The sequence below is a fragment of the Streptomyces sp. NBC_01445 genome (genome assembly GCF_035918235.1).
GTDB lineage: Bacteria > Actinomycetota > Actinomycetes > Streptomycetales > Streptomycetaceae > Streptomyces.
In genome coordinates this window covers 7,684,206-7,706,292 of sequence record NZ_CP109485.1, presented here as the reverse complement: position 1 = coordinate 7,706,292, position 22,087 = coordinate 7,684,206, and the positions used below count along the sequence as shown (strand labels likewise).

Genomic DNA, 22,087 nt, shown 5'->3' with positions numbered 1-22,087 from the left:
AGTATCCGACCCCGATCCCCGCCATGCGCGGGACGCACGAATCGGCGGGTGGCCGCTCGGCCACACCGATCTACGACGCCCTGTACTCGGAGTACCGCCGGTCCTTCCGGGCCCTGCCGGGCGACCGCAGCGGCGAGGAGAACCTCTCGTTCTCCGCGTTCGGCTCGAGCCTGTACGCCGTGCACCACAGCACCAGCGGCCGGCACAGCGCGTCGTACCACGAACCGCAGCACGTCCACAGCTCGCCGCCGACCGGCTCCTGGCACACGAACGGGCGGCAGCACAGCACCGGGAGCAACCTCCCTGCCGCACTGCCGCCCGGTCCACGCCGCGAACGCTAGGCGCTAGCTCACTTCTTGCGGCCGCGCTTCTCGCGCACCCGGACCGAAATGTGGATCGGCGTCCCCCCGAAACCGAACTCCTCGCGAAGGCGCCGCTCCACGTACCGCCGGTAGCCGGCCTCGATGAAGCCGGAGGCGAAGAGCACGAACCGCGGCGGCTTCGTGCCGGCCTGCGTACCGAAGAGGATGCGGGGCTGCTTGCCGCCGCGGATCGGGTGCGGGTGCGAGGCCACCAGCTCCCCCAGGAAGGCGTTGAGCCGGCCCGTCGGAACGCGCGTCTCCCAGCCGTCGAGTGCCGTCTCGATCGCGGGGACGAGCTTCTCCATGTGGCGCCCGGTCGTCGCCGACACGTTCACCCGGGGCGCCCACGCGACCTGCGCGAGCTCCGTCTCGATCTCACGCTCCAGGTAGTAGCGCCGCTCCTCGTCGAGCGTGTCCCACTTGTTGTACGCGACGACGATCGCGCGGCCCGCCTCGACGGCCATCGTCACGATGCGCTGGTCCTGGATCGAGATCGACTCGGACGCGTCGATCAGGATGACCGCGACCTCCGCCTTCTCGACGGCAGCGGCGGTGCGCAGCGAGGCGTAGTAGTCCGCGCCCTGCTGGAGGTGGACCCGCTTGCGGATGCCCGCCGTGTCGACGAACTTCCAGGTCTTGCCGCCGAGCTCGATCAGCTCGTCGACCGGGTCGCGGGTGGTGCCCGCCAGCTCGTTCACGACGACGCGGTCCTCGTTCGCCACCTTGTTCAGGAGGGAGGACTTGCCGACGTTCGGGCGGCCGATGAGGGCGATGCGGCGGGGGCCGCCGATCGCGGTGCCGAAGGTCTGCGCCGGGGCGTCGGGGAGCGCCTCGATGACGGCGTCCAGCATGTCGCCGGTGCCGCGGCCGTGCAGGGCCGAGACCGGGTACGGCTCGCCGAGACCGAGGGACCACAGGGCGGTGGCGTCCGCCTCGCCGCTCGGCCCGTCCACCTTGTTGGCGCACAGCACGACCGGCTTGCCGGCCTTGCGCAGCAGCCGTACGACCGCGAGGTCGGTGTCCGTCGGGCCGACCGTCGCGTCGACGACGAAGACGACCGCGTCGGCGGTCTCGATCGCGTACTCGGCCTGCGCGGCCACGGACGCGTCGATGCCGAGGACGTCCTGCTCCCAGCCGCCCGTGTCGACGAGCCGGAAGCGGCGGCCCGCCCACTCGGCCTCGTACGAGACACGGTCGCGGGTGACGCCCGGCTTGTCCTCGACGACGGCCTCGCGGCGGCCGATGATGCGGTTCACCAGGGTCGACTTGCCGACGTTGGGGCGGCCGACGACGGCGAGCGCGGGCAGCGGGCCGTGGCCCGCCTCCTCGATCGCGCCCTCGACGTCCTCGATGTCGAAGCCCTCTACCGCGGCGAGCTCCATGAACTCCGCGTACTCCGCGTCGCCAAGGGCCCCGTGCTCGTGCTCGGCCGAGCCCTCCGGCTGGATCTGGTCGTTCATGAAGTCCGTACCTCGTCGTTCATCGTGGTGATCGGTGGACCGTCTGATCGCTTACGGCGGTCCACTACTGAAAGTCTGGCTCAGTGGCCGGTGAGGCGCCTGGCGTTTTCCAGGTGGGCGGTGAGCCGCTCCTGGATGCGCACGGTCGCCTCGTCCAGCGCCTTGCGCGTACGCCGCCCGCTGCCGTCGCCCGCCGGGAACGGGTCCCCGAAGACGACGTCGACGCGGCTGCGCAGTGGCGGCAGCGCCTTTATCAACCGGCCGCGCCCCCTCGTGCTTCCCAGGACCGCCACCGGCACGATGGGCGCCACACTGCGCACGGCGAAGTAGGCGAGACCGGCCCGCAGGGAGGCGAAGTCGCCGCCCCCTCGGGTGCCCTCCGGGAAGATCCCGAGGACTCCCCCCTCGTCGAGCACGCTCAGCGCACGCGTGATCGCCGTACGGTCCGCCGTCGACCGGTCCACCTCGACCTGGCCGATGGCGCCCAGGAACGTGCCGAGCGGTCCGACGAACGCTTCCTTCTTGATCAGGAAGTGCGTCGGCCTGGGCGCGACGCCCATGACCATCGGCCCGTCGACGTTGTGCGCGTGGTTGACGGCCAGGATCACCGGGCCGGTCGCGGGGACCTTCCAGGCGCCGAGGACGCGGGGCTTCCACAGCCCGTACATGAGGCCGACCCCGATGCGGCGGCCGACCTCCGCGCCTCTTTCCGAGGGGGAAGCCGCGGTCACTTCGCTGCCCGCTTCTCCCCGATGAGGGTGACGACGCACTCGATGACCTGCTGGAGCGTGAGCTCGGAGGTGTCCACCTCGACGGCGTCGCCGGCCTTGGCCAGCGGGGACGTCTTGCGGCTGGAGTCCGCGGCGTCCCGCTTGATCAGGGCCTCCTGGGTCGCCTTCACGTCGGCGCCCTTGAGCTCACCGCTGCGGCGGGCCGCGCGGGCCTCCGGCGACGCGGTGAGGAAGATCTTCAGGTCGGCGTCGGGCAGGACGGTCGTACCGATGTCACGGCCCTCGACGACGATGCCCAGCTCCGCCGAGGCGGCGATGGAGCGCTGCAGCTCGGTGATGCGGGCACGCACCTCGGGGACGGCGCTGACGGCGCTGACCTTCGAGGTGACCTCGGTGGTGCGGATGGGAGCGGCGACGTCGACACCGTCGACCGTGATCGTCGGGGCGGACGGGTCGGTGCCGGAGACGATCTCGGCCTTGCCGGCCACGGCGGCGATGGCCGTCGGGTCGGTCAGGTCTATGCCGTTGTTCACCATCCACCAGGTGATCGCCCGGTACTGGGCGCCGGTGTCCAGGTAGCTGAGCCCGAGCTGGGCGGCGACGGCCTTCGAGGTGCTCGACTTGCCCGTGCCGGAGGGGCCGTCGATGGCGACGATCACTGCTGCCGGGGCGGCGCTTGCGGCGGTTGCGGCGGTTTCCACGGGGCTGCGGACACCTTTCTCAGTGCACGGGACAGGGAGGCGGGGCGCAAAGGCGCCCCGCACAAGGTTACTGGCTCAGGCACCCTGCCCTTACAGCCCCTGACGACAGGCCCTACTGGCGCATCGCCCAGCCGCGGTCGCGCAGCGCGGCCGTCAGTTTCGGGGCCGCGGCCGGCTGGACCAGCAGCTGGACGAAGCCCGCCTGCTGGCCGGTCGCGTGCTCGATGCGGACGTCCTCCACGTTGACGCCCGCGGCGCCCGCGTCGGCGAAGATCCGGGCCAGCTCGCCGGGCTGGTCGGAGATGAGGACCGCCACGGTGTCGTACGCCGCCGGGGCCGCGCCGTGCTTTCCGGGGACGCGGACCTGGCCCGCGTTCCCGCGGCGCAGGACTTCCCCGATGCCGGTGACGCCCTCGCTCCGCTTCGCCTCGTCCGAGGACTGGAGGGAGCGCAGGGCGCTCACCGTCTCGTCGATGTCGGCGGAGACCGCGGAGAGCAGGTCGGCGACCGGGCCCGGGTTCGCGGAGAGGATGTCGATCCACATGCGGGGGTCGGAACCCGCGATGCGCGTCACATCCCGGATGCCCTGGCCGCACAGGCGTACGGCCGACTCCTCGGCGTGCTCAAGGCGCGCCGCGACCATGCTGGAGACCAGGTGCGGCATGTGGGAGACGAGGGCGACGGCGCGGTCGTGGGCGTCCGCGTCCATGACGACGGGGACGGCCCGGCACAGCGCGACCAGTTCCAGCGCGAGGTTCAGGACCTCGGTGTCGGTGTCGCGGGTGGGGGTCAGCACCCAGGGGCGGCCCTCGAAGAGATCCGCGGTGGCCGCCAGGGGCCCGCTGCGCTCGCGGCCCGACATGGGGTGCGTACCGATGTAGGGGCTGAGGTCCAGGCCGAGTGCCTCAAGATCGCGGCGCGGGCCGCCCTTGACGCTGGCGACGTCGAGGTACCCGCGGGCCACTCCGCGCCGCATCGCGTCGGCCAGGGTCGTCGCGACGTGCGCGGGCGGCACGGCCACCAGACACAGGTCCACGGGTCCCTCGGGCGCCTCGTCGGTGCCGGCTCCGAGTGCGGCGGCGGTGCGGGCCTGCGTCGGGTCGTGGTCGGCGAGGTGGACGTGCACGCCGCGCGAGGCGAGCGCCTGGGCGGCGGAGGTACCGATGAGACCGGTGCCGATGACGAGGGCGGTTCTCACTGGGCGATGTCCTTGCGCAGGGCGGCCGCGGCACCGAGGTACACGTGCGCGATCCCGGACTTCGGCAGCTCGGACTCGATATGGGCGAGGACGCGCACGACGCGCGGCAGCGCTCCCTCGATGTCGAGCTCCTGCGCGCAGATCAGCGGCACGTCGACGATGCCCAGCTTGCGCGCAGCGGCGGCCGGGAAGTCGGAGTGCAGATCGGGGGTGGCCGTGAACCAGATCGAGATCAGGTCGTCGGAGGTCAGCGCGTTCCGCTCGAGGATGGCGGTGAGCAGCTCGCTGACCTGCTCGTCCATGTGTCCGGCTTCGTCCCGTTCGAGTTGGACGGCGCCCCGGACCGCTCGTACCGCCACGGTGTCGCTCCTTGCTCGCGTACGTACAGGCTGATGAGGTGCCAAGCCTAGCCAGCCCCCCGGACACCGGCGCGCGGCGCCCGCCTGCCGAGACGGGGCGCCGCGCTGGGGTGCGATGCGGTGCGCTGCCTCAGAGCTTCTGCGCCTTGACCAGCTCGTCGAGCGAGACGCTCGGCACCTCGCCCTGCGGGGTCAGCTTGTCGACGGCCGTGGGCAGGGCGCTCGCGATGTCGTGCGCCGCCTGGTCCGGGCTGACGCCCGACTCGGCCGCCACCTTCTGGAGCGTGGCGTCCGGCAGGGCCTCCTTGACCTGGTCCGGGGTCAGCTGCTCGTTCGAGCCGGTGCCGACCCAGGACTGCGCCTGCCCGCCGAGGCCCGACTTGGCGAGTGTCTCCAGGAGGCCGCCCAGCGAGTTGCCGCCCGCCGAGCCGCCCTGGCTCTTGGCGAACGCGGCCAGGAGCGAGGTCAGGACCCCGCCCGCCGAGCCGCCCGCCTTGTCACCGAGGAGGCCGCTGAGCAGGCTTCCCAGATCGTTGTTACCCGCCATGGTCACGCCTTTCGGGAGGTTCTTGGAGTCTTGCGTGGGCCCGCTTCTGGAGTCCACGAACCCTGCCAATGTGACCCGAACCACACTCGGTCGCCACTCAGGCGGCCCCCGCTCTCCCGAAGATCACGGACGCCGGAAATTCGCTCCGTCCCGGCCGGGCGCAGCCCGTACGCTCCGTCCATGGCAGAGGCCCTCGACCTGGTACGCGACCACACGATCTACTCCTGCGTGATGGGGTCGCGGGCGTTCGGCCTGGCCACGGACGGCAGCGACACCGACCGCCGGGGCGTCTTCGTGGCACCGACGCCGATGTTCTGGCGGTTCGAGAAGCCGCCGACGCATGCCGACGGTCCGGCGGACGAGCAGTTCTCCTGGGAACTTGAGCGCTTCTGCGAGCTCGCCCTGCGGGCCAATCCGAACATCCTGGAGTGCCTGCACTCACCGCTCGTCGAGCACGTCACCGACACCGGTCGCGAACTGCTCGACCTGCGTGAGGCGTTCCTGTCCCAGCAGGTCCACGCCACGTTCACGGGCTACGCGCTGGGCCAGCGCAAGAAGCTCGACGCCGATGTCCGCCAGTACGGCGCTCCGCGCTGGAAGCACGCGATGCATCTGCTGCGGCTCCTCGCCTCCTGCCGCGATCTGCTCCGCACCGGCCGGCTGACCCTCGACGTGGGTGATGACCGTGCGGCGCTGCTCGCGGTGAAGCGGGGCGAGGTTTCCTGGGACGACGTGGTGGCCCGGATGGCGCGCCTGGGCGCCGAGGCGGAGGAGGCCGCCGTCCGCACCCCGCTGCCGGCCGAGCCGGACCGGGCGCGGGTGGCGGACTTCCTGTTCGAGGTCCGGCGGGCGTCAGCCCTTCAGCCGGAGCCGTACGACGAGGTCGTGCAGGGCGTCGTGGACGGTCGGGGCGTCCGGCAGCGCTGAGCCCTCCTGCGCGGCGTCGAGGACGGCGTGCAGCGCCTCTATGTCGTCGGCCACGCGCGCGTGGCCGACGTCGGCCGCCCCGTGCTCTGCCTCCGCCTTCGCCGCGATCAGCTCCGGCAGATATGAGGGCGCCTCCAACTCGCCCAGGAGCGTGGGCAGATGAGCCTGCACCTCACCGGTGCGCATCAGGAAGATGCCGGTGAGCAGCGCCCGGAACGTGTACAGCAGCGGCTTGAGCTCCTGCGTCCTGTCGAACAGGCGCCACTGGGTGTTGGCGAAGCCCCGGTAGTGGTGGGCGTGGTGCGGGGTGAGGACACCGGGCGCGAGCGCCGCGAGTTCGGCGTGGGCGTCGGTGGTGTGCACGACGAGCGGGGAGAGCAGCTGCTCCAGCACGTAACCGTTGCGCCGGAGGAGCAGGCGGACGAACTTGCGCAGGTCATGGGTGACGAGGTCCATCTCGAGACCGTCGGTGTCCCACATCCGGGTCCGGGTCTCCTCCGGCTCGCGCAGTCCGACGAGCGCCTCGACGGGCAGCAGATGGACACCGCGCAGGTCGATGTCGGAGTCCCGGGAGGGAAACCCGTAGAGGTGCGCCCCCGAGACCGTCGCGAACAGCAGGGGGTCGGCTTGCTCGGCGACGATCCGCCCGAGCTCGGCGTCGGGCACGCCCGCGGCACGCAGGGCGCCCGTGTCGCCCGCCGGCGGGGACCCGTACGTCGTCGTGGCTTCGTCGGTCGTCATCGATCAACCGTCCCAGAGCGCGCCGAGCGACAGCAGGTCGCTCCGGTACTCGATCCGTTCCGACCAGTCCGCCGGCCACACCTCGTCGCCCAGGTACGCCCCGGCGAAAGCCCCCGTGAGGCAGGCGATCGAGTCCGAGTCGCCCGAGGTACAGGCGGCGCGGCGCAGGGCGGTGACGGGTTCGTCGACGAAGAGCAGGAAGCAGAGCAGGCCGGTGGCGAGCGCCTCCTCGGCGATCCAGCCCGCCCCGGTGGCCAGGCACGGGTCGGTCTCGGGCGACGGCGAGGCCAGCGCCGCCTGGAGCCGTTCGAGCGCGGCCAGGCAGTCGTCCCAGCCGCGGGCGATGAAGTGCTCCGGGTCCGGATCGGCGGCGTGCGCCCACAGGTCGCCGAGCCAGGCCTCGTGGTACTTCTGCCGGTTCTCGTACGCGTACGAGCGCAGCATCCCGACGAGGCCTGTCGGCTCCGCGCCCTGGGCGAGGAGGTGGACGGCGTGCGCGGTGAGGTCGGACGCGGCGAGGGCCGTGGGGTGGCCGTGGGTGAGTCCGGACTGCAACTGGGCGGCGCCCGCGCGCTGTTCGTCGCTGAGGCCGGGGGCGAGGCCGACCGGCGCGACGCGCATGTTGGCGCCGCAGCCCTTGGACCCGATGCGGCTGGCCTCCTGCCAGGGCTTGCCGCGCGTGAGGAGGTCGCAGGCCTGGAGGCAGGTGTTGCCGGGGGCGCGATTGTTCTCGGGCGACTGGTACCAGTCGATGAACTCCTCGCGCACGGGCCGCGTCATGCGCAGCGGCGCGAGCACGCCGCGGTCCATCGAGGTGCGCAGGCCGCGCCCGAGGGCGAGCGTCATCTGGGTGTCGTCGCTGACGATCGCGGGCCTGGTCAGGGCCATCTGCCGCCAGGGCCCGCACTTGGCGAGGATCGACGGCACGTCGTTGAACTCGGTCGGGAAGCCGAGCGCGTCCCCCAGGGCGAGCCCTATGAGAGAGCCGGTCGCCGCACGCTTCGTCATGAGGGTCGTCCTTCCGCGGGGGGCCTGAGCAAGGGCGGGTGCAGGGCGGTGGCGGGCCCTGCCTTGTAGAGCGCGGCGGGTTTCCCGCGGCCGCCGGTGAGCCGGGCGGCACCGTGCACCGGTTCGACGAAGCCGGGGGTGGCGAGGACCTTGCGCCGGAAGTTGGCGGGGTCGAGGCCGGCGCCCCACACCGCTTCGTAGACACCCCGCAGCTCGCCGAGGGTGAACTCGGGCGGGCAGAAGGCCGTGGCCAGGCAGGTGTTCTCGATGCCGGCGCCGACGCGGTCGTGCGCGTCGGTGAGGATCCGGTCGTGGTCGAAGGCGAGCGGGCCGTACGCGCCCGTGCCGTACGGCAGCCAGTCCGCGCGGGCGGCGTCACCGCCCCCGCGCACCTCGGGCGGATCGGGCACCAGGGCCGCGAACGCGACGGAGACGACCCGCATGCGGGGGTCGCGGTCCGGGTCGCTGTAGGTGCGCAGCTGTTCCAGGTGCAGTCCGGTGACGTCGGACAGGCCGGTCTCCTCGGCCAGTTCGCGCGCCGCCGCCGTCTCCGCGGACTCGTCGGGCAGGACGAAACCGCCGGGCAGCGCCAGGCGTCCCGCGTACGGGTCCTGTCCCCGCTCGACCAGCAGCACCCTCAGCGCGCCGTCCCGGATCGTGAATACGGCCAGATCGACGGTGACGGCGAAGGGCTCGAAGGCGTACTTGTCATAGCCCTGCACGCACACCACCCCCCTCTCTTTATGGTCTTACCGACTATAAAGAGAGGGGGGTGGCACACACAAGAGCCAGGCACCGCCGAAGCGGCGGGCTCGGGCGCTTCAGGAGACCGCTTACAGGTCGACGTCCTGCATCAGCATGCCGACCTCGGTGTTGGACAGGCGCCGCAGCCAGCCCGACTTCTGGTCGCCCAGCGCGATCGGCCCGAAGGACACCCGCACCAGCTTGTCGACCGGGAACCCGGCCTCGGCGAGCATGCGCCGCACGATGTGCTTGCGGCCCTCGTGCAGGGTGACCTCGACGAGGTAGTTCTTGCCGGTCTGCTCGACGACGCGGAAGTGGTCCGCCTTCGCGTACCCGTCCTCCAGCTGGATGCCGTCCTTGAGCTGCTTGCCCAGGTCGCGCGGGATCGGGCCCACGATGTGCGCGAGGTAGGTCTTCTTCACGCCGTACTTGGGGTGCGTGAGGCGGTGGGCCAGCTCTCCGTGGTTGGTGAGCAGAATGATGCCCTCGGTCTCGGTGTCGAGCCGCCCGACGTGGAACAGCCGCGTCTCGCGGTTGTTCGTGTAGTCGCCCAGGCACTGGCGGCCGTCGGGGTCCTCCATGGTGGAGACGACACCGGCCGGCTTGTTCAGCGCGAAGAACTGGTACGACTGCGTGGCCACGGTCAGGCCGTCGACCTTGATCTCGTCCTTCTCGGGGTCGACGCGCAGGCCCTGCTCGAGCACGATCTGGCCGTTGACCTCGACCCTGGCCTGCTCGACGAGCTCCTCGCAGGCGCGCCGGGAGCCGTAACCGGCCCGCGCGAGCACCTTCTGGAGCCGCTCGCCCTCCTGCTCGGCGCCCGGGAAGGTCTTGGGGGTCTTGACGGTGGGCCTGCCCGCGTAACGGTCGCGGTTGCGCTCCTCCTGCCGGGCGTCGTACTCCCGAGAGGTCGACGGGGCGCCGCGACCGCTGCCGCGGGCACCGGTGCCCTGAGAGGCACGGGGGCCGCCCTTGGCACCGCCGCGCGCTGCCGCGCCCCGGCCCTTCCTCGGCCCGGCACCGCCGCTGTCGCCGGGGCTCACGTCGTAGCGACGCTCCTCGGGACGCGGCTTGCTCGGCCGGCCCTGCTTCTCGTCACGGTCGTTGCCGGCACCCCGGTAGTTCCCGCGACCGCCGCCGGTGCTGCCGCCGCGAGCACCGCCGCCACCGCCGCTGCCACCGCGGCCACCGCCGCCGGTGCTGCCGCCGCGACCGCCACCGCCGCCACTGCTGCCGCGGCCGCCGCTGTTGCCACCACGGCTCCCGCCGTTGTTTCCGCTGCTGTTCCTGCCGCTGCTGCTGCTTCGCATCAAAAGTTCCGTCTAGTCGTCTGCGTCCTCGTAACCCGGCGCATCGGGTGCGTCCGGGTCGAACGACGGGACCCCTTCCTGCGTCTCGGCCTCGATCGCGTCCGCCTCCGGAAGGAAGGGCGCGAGTTCCGGGAGCTCGTCCAGGCCGCGCAGGCCCATCCGCTCCAGAAAGTAGTTCGTCGTCCTGTACAGGATCGCACTTGTTTCGGGTTCCGCGCCCGCCTCCTCCACGAGGCCCCTCTGGAGGAGGGTCCGCATCACGCCGTCACAGTTCACCCCGCGCACCGCGGAGACCCGCGAGCGGCTGACCGGCTGGCGGTACGCGACGACCGCGAGCGTCTCCAGGGCAGCCTGGGTGAGCCGGGCCTGCTGCCCGTCGAGCACGAAGCGCTCCACGGCCGCCGCGTACTGCGGCCGGGTGTAGAACCGCCAGCCGCCCGCCACGAGCCTCAGCTCGAAGCCGCGGCCCTGAACCGTGTACTCGTCCGCCAGCGCCCGCAGGGCGTCCGCCACGGCCCTTCGGGGCCGGTCCAGGATCTTCGCGAGGTGCTCCTCGGTCGCCGGCTCGTCGACGACCATCAGTACGGCCTCCAGGGCCGGCCTGAGATCCAGCTCGGCGACCCGGTCGGCCCCGGCGACGACTTCCTGCCCGCTCATGCCCGTCATGCCTGCTCCTCCTCCGCCCCGCCCCGCTCGGCCTTCGTCTCTCCACCGTCTTTGCCGGCCGTCTCGGGAGGCCTGTCGAACTCGTCCGTGACGGTCGGCTCCCCCTCGCTCTCCCCGCCGGTCCAGCGCACGAGAAGCTCCCCCAGGGCCTCCTCCTGCTCCAGGCTCACGGCCTTCTCCCGGTACAGCTCCAGGAGCGCCAAGAAGCGGGCCACGACGGTCAGGGTGTCGTCGGTGTCCTCCACCAGCACCCGGAAACTCGCCTCGCCCAGCTCCCGCAGCCGCGCCACGACGATCCCGGCCTGCTCGCGCACGCTGACCAGCGGGGCGTGGATGTGGTCGACGTACACCTGGGGCTTCGGCCTGGGCTGCATGGCCTTCACTGCGAGCCGGGCGAATCCTTCCGCCCCGATGCTGATGACGACTTCCGGCAGCAGCTCGGCGTGGTGCGGCTCCAGACCGACGGTCCGCGGATAGCGCCGCGCCTCCTCGTCGAGCCGCTCGCTGAAGATGTCGGCGATCTTCTTGTACGCGCGGTACTGGAGCAGCCGGGCGAACAGGAGGTCACGCGCTTCGAGGAGCGCGAGGTCGGCCTCGTCCTCGACCTCGGCGGTCGGCAGCAGCCGGGCGGCCTTGAGATCGAGGAGCGTGGCGGCGACGACGAGGAACTCGGTGGTCTGGTCGAGATCCCACTCGGGCCCCATGGCGCGGATGTGCACCATGAACTCGTCGGTCACTTTGGACAGGGCGACCTCGGTGACGTCCAGCTTGTGTTTGGAGATCAGCTGGAGGAGCAGATCGAAGGGCCCCTCGAAGTTCGCCAGCCGTACCTTGAACCGCCCGTCATCGGGCACAGGCTGCTCAAGTTCCGGTTCCGGGCCGGAGCCCGCGGGCTCCTGAATCTCCAGATCCGGGCCGGGACCCGCAAGCTCCTGAACTTCCGACTCAGGGACGGCATCCGGCTCAGGAACAAGCTCCGGCTCAGGAACAAGCTCCGGCTCAGGAACAAGCTCCGGCTCCGGTGCCGGCAGCCGCGTCGTCCCCGGCCCCCGGCCCAGCGCGCGTCGCCGCGCGCCCCGGCCGGGCGTGGAGGAGTCGTCGTCGTATCCGGGCATCAGGCGGACGTTATCGCTACCGCCCGCGCAGTCGGCGTACGAGAATGCTCGCGTCTCCGCGCGATTCGAGGTCGGCCAGCACGACGGCGACCGCTTCGCGGACGATGCGGCCACGGTCCACGGCGAGCCCGTGCTCCCCGCGGAGCACGAGGCGCGCGTGCTCGAGGTCCATCAGCTCCTCGGCGGAGACATACACCGTGATCTTCTCGTCGTGCCGCTCACGCCCGCTGGGCCGCCGGTTGGCGGCCGCCCGGGAGCGCTTGCGCGACGACCCCGCGGAGGCAGAACCTTCCTGCCCCTGCGGCGGGCGGCGCCCCGCGGGCTTGTCGCCCTCGGTGGCACGGCTGCGGGACTCGCCCGACTCGTCGTCCGCCGCCGCGTGTTCGGCGCTCTCACCGCCCTCGCCGCGCTGCTTCTCCTCGGCGGCGACGGCGTCGCTCTCACCCGCCGGCGCGGGCACCCGTGCCTCACCGTTGACCGGGCGCCTCGGGGAGGAGGCCTGGAGCCCCATCCCCCCGGTCGTACGGAACAGTTCGTCGGCCCCCGGCAGACTCACTCGGCGTGACACCGGGCGAGCACCTCCCTGGCGAGCTGGCGATAGGCGGCCGCGCCGACCGAGTTGGAGGCGTACGTCGTGATCGGCTCACCGGCGACCGTGGTCTCCGGGAAGCGCACGGTCCGGCCGATCACGGTGTGGTAGACGTGATCGTCGAACGCCTCGACCACACGCGCGAGCACCTCACGGCTGTGCACCGTGCGGGAGTCGTACATCGTGGCGAGGATGCCGTCGAGCTCCAGGTCGGGGTTGAGCCGCTCCTGGACCTTCTCGATGGTCTCCGTGAGCAGCGCGACACCGCGCAGCGCGAAGAACTCGCATTCGAGCGGCACGATCACCTTGTGAGCCGCCGTCAGGGCGTTCACGGTGAGCAGGCCGAGCGAGGGCTGACAGTCGATCACGATGTAGTCGTAGTCGGCCATCAGCGGCTTCAACGCCCGCTGGAGCGTGGACTCGCGCGCGACCTCGCTCACCAACTGCACTTCGGCGGCGGACAGGTCGATGTTGCTCGGCAGCAGGTCCATGTTCGGAACCGCGGTCTTCAGGAGGACCTCGTCCGCGGCCATGCCCCGCTCCATGAGCAGGTTGTAGACCGTCAGGTCGAGTTCCATCGGGTTCACGCCGAGACCGACCGAGAGCGCGCCCTGCGGGTCGAAGTCGACGAGCAGGACCCGGCGTCCGTACTCCGCGAGCGCGGCACCCAGGTTGATGGTCGACGTGGTCTTGCCGACGCCGCCCTTCTGGTTGCACATCGCGATGATCTTCGCGGGGCCGTGGTCGGTCAGCGGGCCTGGGATCGGGAAGTACGGGAGCGGGCGCCCGGTCGGGCCCACACGCTCGCGGCGCTGACGGGCAGCGTCGGGCGCGAGCGTGGCCGCGTACTCGGGGTCCGGCTCGTACTCGGCGTCGGGGTCGTAGAAGTGCCCCTCGGGCAGTTCGTCGTAGTCGGCGAAGTGGGTGCGTTCGCCACTTCGGTCGCCGGCCATGGCGTTCACGTGATGGCCATCCATGCTCTGGGGTGCTGTCTGCGTCTGCAGGGGGCTGCTCTGACGGGCGGCAAAGGTACGGACCGCGACGGAGCCGACAGCCTCGAGCCCCGCGGGACCTTGCTCCCTCGCAACCGTTCCTGGTTGACCACCCCCGGGAGTAAATGTCGACTCATTCACAAGTCGTCTTACCTCCTTGGTGACCAGGAAACTTCTAGATAGGTCAGCGTGGCACCATGCCGACGGTTGGCGACTCTATGGCGTGTCACCGGTCCGCAGCAACACAATCCGCCTTACCCGGCCCGATGTGTCGGCAACGGAACACCCTTGTGTCAAGGGTGCACGGCGTCGGTTCGAAGCGTTTCGCGGGTGCGCGAATCGGTTAAAGGGTTACGTTCGAGGCGAGTTGACCAAGTCCGCATTGATGCGTAAGTGATACGCATACGGCCGGACCCCTCACAAGGTCCGGCCGCAGGCGTGAGATTGACGACTTCCGTTGACGAAAGTGGTCGATGAGTCGTCGGCGTCAGCCGAGGAGGGACTCCAGCTCGGTGTACTCGAGGCCGTGGGACTCGGCGACCTCGCGGTAAACGACCTTGCCGTCATGGGTGTTGAGGCCCAGGGCGAGCGCCGGGTCGCGGCGCAGGGCCTCGACCCAGCCACGGTTCGCGAGCTCGACGATGTACGGCAGCGTGGCGTTCGTCAGCGCGTACGTCGACGTGTTGGGCACGGCGCCGGGCATGTTGGCGACGCAGTAGAAGACCGAGTTGTGGACCGGGAAGGTCGGCTCGGCGTGCGTCGTCGGGTGCGAGTCCTCGAAGCAGCCGCCCTGGTCGATCGCGATGTCGACAAGGACACTTCCCGGCTTCATGCGGGAGACGAGCTCGTTGGTGACCAGCTTCGGGGCCTTGGCACCCGGGATGAGGACGGCACCGATGACGAGGTCCGCCTCGAGGCACGCCTTCTCGAGCTCGAAGGCGTTGGAGACGACGGTCTGGATCTTCGTACCGAAGATCTTGTCGGCTTCCTTGAGCTTGTTGATGTCGCGGTCGAGCAGGGTCACGTGGAAGCCCATGCCGATGGCGATCTGCGCGGCGTTCCAGCCGGAGACGCCGCCGCCGATGACGACGGCCCTGGCGGCGAGCACGCCCGGGACACCGCCCGGCAGGACACCGCGGCCGCCGTTGGCGGCCATCAGGTGGTAGGCGCCGACCTGCGGGGCCAGGCGGCCCGCGACCTCGGACATCGGGGCGAGCAGCGGGAGCGCGCGGTTCGGGGTCTCGACCGTCTCGTAGGCGATGGCCGTGGTGCCGGACTCGAGGAGCGCGTCCGTGCACTCCTTGGAGGCGGCGAGGTGCAGGTAGGTGAAGAGCGTCTGGTCCTTGCGGAGGCGGTGGTACTCCTCCGCGATCGGCTCCTTGACCTTCAGGAGCAGGTCAGCGGTGGCCCAGACCTCGTCGGCGGTGCCGAGGATCTGCGCACCGGCCGAGACGTACTCGTCGTCCGTGATCGAGGAGCCGACGCCGGCGTTCTGCTCGACGAAGACCTGGTGGCCGTTGCGCACGAGCTCGTGCACACCAGCGGGGGTGATGGCCACCCGGAACTCGTTGTTCTTGACCTCGCGGGGGATGCCGACCTTCATCGTCGATCACGGTCCTTGGCTCAGGGATTTCTCGGGCAATGCACTACATACCAGCGCGTCAGGGGGCGCACCGGGAGACACCACGGAAGTACGCGGCGGAGCCAGTCTAATGAAGGATTTCTAGCTGTCTAGCCTTTCAAAGCATCAATCTTCCTCGGATGCACTGCGGATTTCGTAGGTGTCAGCGCCCTGTTCTGGGGTCTTTCCTTCGATCGGCAGCTCCTCTCCCAGCATGCGCTCGGCCGCACCACGGTGCAGTTTGGCGGCCGCGGGATCGCCGAGCCGGTCGAGCGTGTCGGCCAGGCGGAGCTGCAGCGCGGCCTGCAGTCGCACGTCCTTGGCCTGGCGCGCCCACTCGACCGCTTCATGGCAGGTGCGCAGCGACTCCTCGGGCCGGCCCGCGTACTCCTGGACACGCGCCATCTCGCTCAACGCCCGCGCCTGAGCTGCGACATCACCCTCCTTGCGGTACCCGGCGGCGGCCGAGCGCCAGCTGCGCAGCGCGTCGCCGTAGCGGCCCGCGTACGTGTTCACCGTGCCGATGCGTCCGTGCAGCCGCGCGGCGTCGGCGCGCTCGCCGCGGGTGAGCCGCTGGGCGAGGGCGCGCCCGTACCAGTCGGCAGCCCGGTGCCAGTCCCCCAGCTCCTGGTACGTGCCGCCTACGGATTCCATCGCGCGGCCGGTCGCGTACGGGTCCCTGGCTTCGCGTCCGGCGTCCAGAGCGGCCCGGTAGCGGGTGAGCGCCTCCTGGGTGCGGCCGGTCCGCGCGTCGAGGTCGGCGAGGTTCAGGAGGGCAGCGGCCTTCTCACGGGGCAGCTTCCTGCGCTCGGCGACGTCGAGGACAAGGCGGTGGATGCCGTAGAGGTCGGGGGCGGCGGCCTCGGTGCCGACGTGGACGGCCAGGGCCCGCGTCAGGGCCGCCATCAGGCGCCTGGCCAGGGTGTCGAGCTCCCCGTCGGCGACGGCGAGGCGGGCGGCGGCCAGGAGCGCGGGCCGCCGGACCCGCAGCCACTCGGCGCCCGCAGCGGGATTCGGGAAGCGCAGGGCGCGGGGCAGCCCCGCGAGCTTCTTGCGGGCGGGCGAGCCTTCCGGTTCGGTGATCGCGCGGCAGGACTGGAGCAGGCGCACCGTGCGCTCCAGCATCCGGGCGCGGGCGAGCTGCACCTCGCCGGGCCGGTCGTGGGCCTCGGTCAGGCCCCGCAGCAGCGGCATCAGGCAGCCGGGCACCTCGTACTGCGGCAGCTCGGAGTCGATGCGCCCGATCAGGCCCAGCACGGTGAAGTCGTCGAGGGTGGTCCGGGCGGCGGAGACGGAGCAGCCCGCCAGCGCGGACGCGGTGTGCGGGTCGACATGGCCCTCGGGGGCGAGGGACAGGTAGCGCAGTATCCGGGCGGCGGGCACCGGCAGGGACGCGTAGGCGTGCTGGAAGACGCGGGCGAGCGCGGGCCCGTCGTCGGCCTGGGCGTGCAGCTGCTTGGCCAGGTCCGCCACGGCCTCCTTGGGACGTACGGCGAGCCAGCCGCCCGCCAGCATCAGCGCCGCGGGCTGGGACCCGCACTCCTCGACGAGGGACTCCGCGGAGCGCGGGTCGACGGTGATGCGGACCGATCCGGTGTGCCGGCCGAGCAGCTCGAGGGCGGATTTCGTGTCGAGGCCGCCGAGCGTGCAGGGCCGTACGTCGGAGATTCCGGTCAGCGGCCCCTCGGACACGGCGACGACCAGACAGTCGGGGGTTTCCGGGAGCAGCGGGTCGACCTGTTCGGCGTCCGCCGCGTCGTCGAGGAAAAGCACGGCCCGGCGTACGGAGAGTCCTTCGCGCAGCCGCTCGGCGAGGTCGTCCTCGCCCTCGCCGGGGGGCGCCGGGAGGTCGAGGCTGTCGAGGAGTTCGCGCGCGGTGCGTTCGGTGGGGACGCGGGTGCCGTCCGGGGCGGTGAGGCGGGTCCGCAGGATGCCGTCCGGGTAGCCGGCGGCGACCTGGCTCAGGAGTTCCTCGGCGAGCGCGGTGCGACCGGATCCGGGGCGGCCCGCGATGAGCAGCACGCGCGCGCGTGGCGCTTTGCGTCCGGCGATCGTGTCGAGTCCCGCGCGCTCGATGTCGGCGCGCAGTTCCTTCAACTCACGGCTGCGGCCCAGGAACTGACTGTTCTTCAGTCCGTCCTTCGATTCGACCGCCTGATCCGTCACGGGCCACGCTCCGTCCACCTGTGCCGAACCCGCCGGGGGTTCGGGCGGGACGCTTTGAGAGCCTAGTTCAGGCGGAACGGCGTTCCCTGGCGGGCGGCGCGGGGATGTCCCTCAATCGGATCAGCGGATGGTGTGACCGGAAGGGCCGACGGGAATCGGCCCCTCCGGTGCACAGCCCGCGCCTACGCCTCGAACGGACGGGCGGGCCAGGGAGCCTCGGCCGGCCGCAGCGACTCCAGGCCGCCACCGGCCTGCGCGGCGGTCAGCGCGAGCGCCCCCACCACCAGGCAGTTGTTGTGCAGCTCGCCGGCCAGCACGCCGCGTACGAGCTCCTCCAGGGGGACGCGGGCCAGCTCCATGTCGGCCTCCTCGTCCTCCACCTCGAAGCGCTCGCCCTCCGCCTCGGACAGGTCGCGGGCCAGGAAGATGCGCACGGCCTCGGAGCAGCCGCCGGGGGTCGTGTAGACGTCGGTGAGGACGCGCCAGTCCTCGGCCTTGACGTGCGCCTCCTCGTAGAGCTCGCGCTGGGCCGCGTGCAGCGGGTTCTCGCCGGGGATGTCGAGCAGTCCGGCCGGGATCTCCCAGAGCTTGTGCCGCACGGGGTGGCGGTACTGCTTGAGGATCAGGACGCGGCCGTGGTCGTCGAGGGCGAGGACGGCGACGGAGCCGGGGTGGACCTGGTAGTCGCGGCGGACGACCGAGCCGTCGGGCATGACCACGTCGTCGGTGCGCACAGAGGTCTTGTTCCCGACGAAGGGGGTCGCGGTCGCCCGGACCTCCCACTCCTCGGCGGTGTCCTTGATCGTCGTCATGTCGACACGTCCTCCTACGCACGTAAACAGAAACCGGGGCACGCACCCCAAAAGGCACGCACCCCGGCAACCGTACAACCCTTGTCCTACATGGCTTACTTGGCCTTCTTGCCGTTCGCCGCGCCGCCGGTCTTGCGCTCGACGGCCGCCTTCACCAGGCCCGCGAAGAGCGGGTGCGGGCGGGTCGGGCGGGAGCGGAGCTCGGGGTGCGCCTGGGTCGCGACCAGGTAAGGGTGCACCTCGCGCGGGTACTCCACGTACTCGACGAGCTTGCCGTCCGGCGACGTGCCGGAGAACTGCAGACCGGCCTTCTTCTCCAGCTCGGCGCGGTAGGAGTTGTTCACCTCGTAGCGGTGACGGTGGCGCTCCTCGACGTACTCCTTGCCGTCGTACACCTCGCGCGCGATGGAGCCCTCGGCGAGCTTCGCCGGGTACATGCCCAGGCGCATGGTGCCGCCCATGTCGCCCTCACCGGCGACGATGTCGAGCTGCTCGGCCATCGTAGAGATGACCGGGTGGGCGGTGGCGGCGTCGAACTCGGTGGAGTTCGCGTCGGGGATGTCGGCCAGGTTCCGCGCGGCCTCGATCACGATGCACTGCAGGCCGAGGCAGAGGCCGAGCAGCGGGATCTTGTTCTCGCGGGCGTACTGGATCGCGCCGACCTTGCCGGACACGCCGCGGTCGCCGAAGCCGCCGGGGATGCAGATCGCGTCCACGTCGCCGAGCTGCTTCTTGGCGCCGGCCGCGGTCTTGCAGTCGTCGGACGCGACCCACTTGATCTTGACGCGGGCCTTGTTGGCGAAGCCGCCGGCGCGCAGCGCCTCGGTCACCGACAGGTAGGCGTCGGGCAGGTCGATGTACTTGCCCACGAGCGCCATGACGATCTCGTGGTCGGGGTTGTGGACGCGGTCGAGCAGGTCGTCCCAGGTCGTCCAGTCCACGTCGCGGAACGGCAGGTCCAGCTTGCGCACGACATAGGCGTCCAGGCCCTCGGTGTGCAGGACCTTCGGGATGTCGTAGATCGACGGGGCGTCGATGGCAGCGACGACGGCCGCCTCGTCGACGTCGCACATCAGGGAGATCTTGCGCTTGATCGCGGTGGGCACCTCGCGGTCGGCGCGCAGGACGATCGCGTCCGGCTGGATACCGATGTTGCGCAGGGCGGCGACCGAGTGCTGGGTCGGCTTGGTCTTCAGCTCGCCTGAGGGGCCGATGTAGGGCAGCAGCGAGATGTGCACGACGAAGACGTTGTCGCGACCGACCTCGTGGCGGACCTGGCGGACGGTCTCCAGGAACGGCAGGGACTCGATGTCACCGACCGTGCCGCCGACCTCGGTGATGACGACGTCGACGTCGTCCGTCGCCATGCGGCGGATGCGGTGCTTGATCTCGTTCGTGATGTGCGGGATGACCTGGACGGTGTCGCCGAGGTACTCGCCGCGCCGCTCCTTGGCGATCACCTGGGAGTAGACCTGGCCGGTGGTGACGTTGGCCGTGCCGTCCAGATCCACGTCGAGGAAGCGCTCGTAGTGGCCGATGTCCAGGTCGGTCTCGGCGCCGTCGTTGGTGACGAACACCTCACCGTGCTGGAAGGGGTTCATCGTGCCGGGGTCGACGTTCAGGTACGGGTCGAGCTTCTGCATCGTGACCCGCAGACCACGCGCCTTGAGGAGCGCACCCAGGCTGGAGGCCGTCAGCCCCTTGCCGAGGGAGGAGGCGACACCCCCGGTGACGAAGATGTGCTTGGTCGTCGTGGATTTGGGCGTCATGGCCAAGAGGGGGCTCCCGTGGTCGCGGTCTGGAATGCGTACCGGCTTGCCTGGTCCGGAGATTTCCGGGGGTGCCGTCGCTGCGGTTCGGGGGCTTCGACTGCTTGCAGAAGCGCACCGGTCCACGGGCTACCAGGGTAACAGCGAGTGGGCGAGGCCGCTTCCGGCCACGCTCCGCACATGCCTCACCACAGCATCACCGAAACCTCACCCATCGCTCACTCTTTCGGCCCACCTCGGTTGCCGGGACGGGCGCGCGGATCACTGCGCTGCGTCGTATCCTGCTCGGACACTCGCTGCCGAGCCAGGCCGGCAAACGGCACTACCCCCGCCCGTTACTCCCGGAACAAGAGCTCGTCAGTTCGTTTTTACGACGACGCACCAACACGAACCCTTGACCGCAGAGACCGCAGAGCGATCGCCCTTCCGGGGGCGTACGTGGCCGTTCGACTGGAGATGCACGTGGCCGGGCGCATCGAGGACTACGCACTCATCGGAGACATGCAGACCGCTGCCCTGGTCTGCCGGGACGGAACAGTCGACTGGCTGTGCCTCCCACGCTTCGACTCGCATGCCATTTTCGCCGGCCTGCTCGGCACGGAGGAACACGGCTTCTGGCGGCTGGGACCGGCGCACGCCGCGGAGGCCGAACCGCCGACCGCGGCGCGCCGGACGTACCGCGGCGATTCACTGATCCTCGAATCCGAGTGGGACACCCCCCGCGGCACGGTTCGAGTGACCGATTTCATGCCGCCGCGTGACGGCGCACCGCAGCTGATCCGGATCGTGGAGGGCATCAGCGGCCGCGTCCCGATGCGCTCGGCGCTGCGCATGCGTTTCTCGTACGGGCGGATCGTGCCGTGGGTGCACAAGGTCGACGGCCGCACGGTCGCTGTCGCGGGCCCCGACTCCGTGTGGCTCGACTCGTCCACGGAGACGTACGGCAAGAACCTGACGACGTACTCGGACTTCACGGTGGCGCCGGGTGACCGGATCGCGTTCACCCTCTCGTGGCAGCCCTCACACCAGAAGCCTCCGGCCCTCCCCGACCCCGAGGGGTCACTTGAGGCGACGGAGGAGTTCTGGGGCGAGTGGGTCGAGCACTGTACGTACCACGGGCCCTACCGCGAGGCTGTGGTCCGTTCGCTGATCACGCTGAAGGCACTGACGTACGCGCCGACCGGCGGCATCGTCGCCGCGCCGACGACGTCGCTGCCCGAGGAGATCGGCGGTGTCCGCAACTGGGACTACCGCTACACCTGGCTGCGCGACGCGGCGATCACCCTCTCGTCCATGCTGCGCACCGGCTACCGCGAAGAGGCCCGCGCCTGGCGTGACTGGCTGCTGCGCGCGGTCGCCGGCGACCCCGAGAACCTGCAGATCATGTACGGGATCGCGGGCGAGCGCGAGCTGGGCGAGGCGGAGCTCGACTGGCTGCCCGGCTACGAGAACTCGGCGCCGGTGCGGGTCGGCAACGGCGCGGCGCACCAGCTCCAGCTGGATGTCTACGGCGAGGTCACCGAGGCGCTGCACCTGGCGCACATGACGGGCCTGACCCGCAACGACTACGCGTCCCTGCTCCAGCTCAAGCTGATCCGCTACCTGGAGAAGCACTGGGACGAGCCGGACGAGGGCATCTGGGAGGTTCGCGGGCCGCGCCGGCACTTCGTTCACTCGAAGGTGATGGCGTGGGTCGCCGTGGACCGCACGATCAAGCTGATCGAGTCGGGTGACGCGGACGGGCCGCTGGAGAAGTGGCGCAGGCTGCGCGACGACATCCACCGGGACGTGTGCGAACGGGGCTACGACAAGGAACGCAACACGTTCACCCAGTCGTACGGCTCGAAGGAGCTGGACGCCTCGCTGCTCCTGATCCCGCAGATGGGCTTCCTGCCGCCCGACGACAAGCGCGTCATCGGCACGATCGAGGCGATCCAGCGGGAGCTCTCGACGCCGGACGGTTTCATCCTGCGGTACCCGACGACGGGCGAGGACGCGGGCGTCGACGGCCTGGAGGGCGACGAGGGCGCGTTCCTCGCCTGCTCGTTCTGGATGGCCGACGACCTGGCGATGATCGGCCGCGTGGACGAGGCCCGCACGCTCTTCGAGAAGCTCCTGTCGCTGCGCAACGACCTGGGGCTGCTCGCCGAGGAGTGGGACTCGCGTCTGCAGCGCCAGGTCGGCAACTTCCCGCAGGCGTTCAGCCACGTGCCGCTGATCGACACGGCACTGCGGCTGACGGCCTCGGGGGCGTACGGCGGCTAGCCCG

21 protein-coding genes are annotated in these 22,087 nt (G+C 70.9%); 3 read left to right on the top strand and 18 right to left on the bottom strand.

Annotated features, from left to right (window positions below; all coding sequences use genetic code 11):
- Positions 1-23: 23 nt before the first annotated feature.
- Complete coding sequence (locus OG574_RS35085) at positions 24-341, top strand: hypothetical protein (protein WP_398377154.1); 318 nt, start codon at positions 24-26, stop codon at positions 339-341.
- An 8-nt stretch (positions 342-349) separates the two neighbouring features.
- Here the strand turns inward: OG574_RS35085 and der are convergent, their stop codons facing one another.
- From der to OG574_RS35055, 6 genes are all read right to left on the bottom strand, one after another.
- A complete protein-coding gene (der, locus tag OG574_RS35080; RefSeq protein WP_326776474.1) occupies positions 350-1,822 on the bottom strand; it encodes a ribosome biogenesis GTPase Der in 1,473 nt (490 codons plus the stop codon).
- An 80-nt stretch (positions 1,823-1,902) separates the two neighbouring features.
- Positions 1,903-2,592 carry a lysophospholipid acyltransferase family protein gene (locus OG574_RS35075; protein ID WP_442816865.1) on the bottom strand — a complete coding sequence of 230 codons (690 nt, stop codon included), beginning with the start codon at positions 2,590-2,592 and terminating at the stop codon, positions 1,903-1,905.
- Entirely contained in the window at positions 2,550-3,254 is a 705-nt protein-coding gene (gene cmk / locus OG574_RS35070; RefSeq protein ID WP_100599001.1) for a (d)CMP kinase, read from the bottom strand. Before cmk ends, OG574_RS35075 begins: the two co-directional genes overlap by 43 nt.
- A gap of 112 nt (positions 3,255-3,366) precedes the next feature.
- Positions 3,367-4,452 carry a prephenate dehydrogenase gene (locus tag OG574_RS35065; protein WP_100599002.1) on the bottom strand — a complete coding sequence of 362 codons (1,086 nt, stop codon included), beginning with the start codon at positions 4,450-4,452 and terminating at the stop codon, positions 3,367-3,369.
- Entirely contained in the window at positions 4,449-4,811 is a 363-nt protein-coding gene (gene aroH / locus OG574_RS35060; protein ID WP_100599003.1) for a chorismate mutase, read from the bottom strand. Before aroH ends, OG574_RS35065 begins: the two co-directional genes overlap by 4 nt.
- Positions 4,812-4,941: 130 nt before the next feature.
- Positions 4,942-5,358, bottom strand: coding sequence for a YidB family protein (locus OG574_RS35055; protein WP_326776472.1), 417 nt, complete (start codon positions 5,356-5,358; stop codon positions 4,942-4,944).
- A 180-nt stretch (positions 5,359-5,538) separates the two neighbouring features.
- On the opposite strand from OG574_RS35055, the gene OG574_RS35050 reads away from it, so the two are divergent.
- Complete coding sequence (locus OG574_RS35050; protein ID WP_326776471.1) at positions 5,539-6,285, top strand: nucleotidyltransferase domain-containing protein; 747 nt, start codon at positions 5,539-5,541, stop codon at positions 6,283-6,285.
- Here the strand turns inward: OG574_RS35050 and OG574_RS35045 are convergent.
- The 12 genes from OG574_RS35045 to OG574_RS34990 all read right to left on the bottom strand — a co-directional run bounded on the left by OG574_RS35045 (position 6,211) and on the right by OG574_RS34990 (position 19,818).
- The gene (locus OG574_RS35045) at positions 6,211-7,026 is read right to left on the bottom strand and encodes a nucleotidyltransferase domain-containing protein (RefSeq protein ID WP_326776470.1); all 816 of its coding nucleotides are present in this window, start codon (positions 7,024-7,026) and stop codon (positions 6,211-6,213) included. The two genes, OG574_RS35050 and OG574_RS35045, sit on opposite strands and share 75 nt — an antisense overlap.
- A gap of 3 nt (positions 7,027-7,029) precedes the next feature.
- Positions 7,030-8,034, bottom strand: a complete 1,005-nt coding sequence (locus OG574_RS35040; RefSeq protein ID WP_326776469.1) for an ADP-ribosylglycohydrolase family protein — start codon at positions 8,032-8,034, stop codon at positions 7,030-7,032.
- The gene (locus OG574_RS35035; protein WP_100599034.1) at positions 8,031-8,762 is read right to left on the bottom strand and encodes an NUDIX hydrolase; all 732 of its coding nucleotides are present in this window, start codon (positions 8,760-8,762) and stop codon (positions 8,031-8,033) included. Before OG574_RS35035 ends, OG574_RS35040 begins: the two co-directional genes overlap by 4 nt.
- 105 nt (positions 8,763-8,867) lie before the next feature.
- A complete protein-coding gene (locus OG574_RS35030) occupies positions 8,868-10,088 on the bottom strand; it encodes a pseudouridine synthase (protein ID WP_326776468.1) in 1,221 nt (406 codons plus the stop codon).
- 12 nt (positions 10,089-10,100) lie between these two features.
- The gene (gene scpB, locus OG574_RS35025) at positions 10,101-10,754 is read right to left on the bottom strand and encodes an SMC-Scp complex subunit ScpB (protein WP_398377150.1); all 654 of its coding nucleotides are present in this window, start codon (positions 10,752-10,754) and stop codon (positions 10,101-10,103) included.
- Positions 10,751-11,869, bottom strand: coding sequence for a segregation and condensation protein A (locus tag OG574_RS35020; protein ID WP_326776467.1), 1,119 nt, complete (start codon positions 11,867-11,869; stop codon positions 10,751-10,753). The genes scpB and OG574_RS35020 overlap by 4 nt, the downstream gene beginning before the upstream one ends.
- A gap of 16 nt (positions 11,870-11,885) precedes the next feature.
- Positions 11,886-12,437, bottom strand: coding sequence for a hypothetical protein (locus OG574_RS35015; protein WP_326776466.1), 552 nt, complete (start codon positions 12,435-12,437; stop codon positions 11,886-11,888).
- A complete protein-coding gene (locus tag OG574_RS35010; RefSeq protein ID WP_100599009.1) occupies positions 12,422-13,591 on the bottom strand; it encodes a ParA family protein in 1,170 nt (389 codons plus the stop codon). Before OG574_RS35010 ends, OG574_RS35015 begins: the two co-directional genes overlap by 16 nt.
- Before the next feature lie 346 nt (positions 13,592-13,937).
- The gene (gene ald / locus OG574_RS35005; RefSeq protein WP_116502891.1) at positions 13,938-15,053 is read right to left on the bottom strand and encodes an alanine dehydrogenase; all 1,116 of its coding nucleotides are present in this window, start codon (positions 15,051-15,053) and stop codon (positions 13,938-13,940) included.
- 144 nt (positions 15,054-15,197) lie between these two features.
- The gene (locus OG574_RS35000) at positions 15,198-17,237 is read right to left on the bottom strand and encodes a tetratricopeptide repeat protein (protein ID WP_326776465.1); all 2,040 of its coding nucleotides are present in this window, start codon (positions 17,235-17,237) and stop codon (positions 15,198-15,200) included.
- Positions 17,238-17,419: 182 nt separating this feature from the next.
- Positions 17,420-18,049 (bottom strand): NUDIX hydrolase, encoded by a 630-nt coding sequence (locus OG574_RS34995; RefSeq protein WP_326776464.1) that lies wholly within the window; start codon positions 18,047-18,049, stop codon positions 17,420-17,422.
- Between the two features lie 95 nt (positions 18,050-18,144).
- Positions 18,145-19,818, bottom strand: coding sequence for a CTP synthase (locus OG574_RS34990; protein WP_326776463.1), 1,674 nt, complete (start codon positions 19,816-19,818; stop codon positions 18,145-18,147).
- 456 nt (positions 19,819-20,274) lie between these two features.
- On the opposite strand from OG574_RS34990, the gene OG574_RS34985 reads away from it, so the two are divergent.
- Complete coding sequence (locus OG574_RS34985; RefSeq protein WP_100599014.1) at positions 20,275-22,083, top strand: glycoside hydrolase family 15 protein; 1,809 nt, start codon at positions 20,275-20,277, stop codon at positions 22,081-22,083.
- Positions 22,084-22,087 lie beyond the last annotated feature (4 nt).

Excerpts from the sequence above, each read along its gene's own strand:
- OG574_RS35020 (WP_326776467.1), bottom strand. The coding sequence starts at position 11,869 with ATGCCCGGATACGACGACGACTCCTCCACGCCCGGCCGGGGCGCGCGG.
- OG574_RS35055 (WP_326776472.1), bottom strand. The coding sequence starts at position 5,358 with ATGGCGGGTAACAACGATCTGGGAAGCCTGCTCAGCGGCCTCCTCGGT.
- OG574_RS34995 (WP_326776464.1), bottom strand. The coding sequence starts at position 18,049 with ATGACGACGATCAAGGACACCGCCGAGGAGTGGGAGGTCCGGGCGACC.
- OG574_RS34985 (WP_100599014.1), top strand. The coding sequence starts at position 20,275 with ATGCACGTGGCCGGGCGCATCGAGGACTACGCACTCATCGGAGACATG.
- der (WP_326776474.1), bottom strand. The coding sequence starts at position 1,822 with ATGAACGACCAGATCCAGCCGGAGGGCTCGGCCGAGCACGAGCACGGG.
- ald (WP_116502891.1), bottom strand. The coding sequence starts at position 15,053 with ATGAAGGTCGGCATCCCCCGCGAGGTCAAGAACAACGAGTTCCGGGTG.
- OG574_RS35045 (WP_326776470.1), bottom strand. The coding sequence starts at position 7,026 with ATGACGACCGACGAAGCCACGACGACGTACGGGTCCCCGCCGGCGGGC.
- OG574_RS35085 (WP_398377154.1), top strand. The coding sequence starts at position 24 with ATGCGCGGGACGCACGAATCGGCGGGTGGCCGCTCGGCCACACCGATC.
- scpB (WP_398377150.1), bottom strand. The coding sequence starts at position 10,754 with ATGACGGGCATGAGCGGGCAGGAAGTCGTCGCCGGGGCCGACCGGGTC.
- OG574_RS35030 (WP_326776468.1), bottom strand. The coding sequence starts at position 10,088 with ATGCGAAGCAGCAGCAGCGGCAGGAACAGCAGCGGAAACAACGGCGGG.
- OG574_RS35050 (WP_326776471.1), top strand. The coding sequence starts at position 5,539 with ATGGCAGAGGCCCTCGACCTGGTACGCGACCACACGATCTACTCCTGC.
- OG574_RS35040 (WP_326776469.1), bottom strand. The coding sequence starts at position 8,034 with ATGACGAAGCGTGCGGCGACCGGCTCTCTCATAGGGCTCGCCCTGGGG.
- OG574_RS34990 (WP_326776463.1), bottom strand. The coding sequence starts at position 19,818 with ATGACGCCCAAATCCACGACGACCAAGCACATCTTCGTCACCGGGGGT.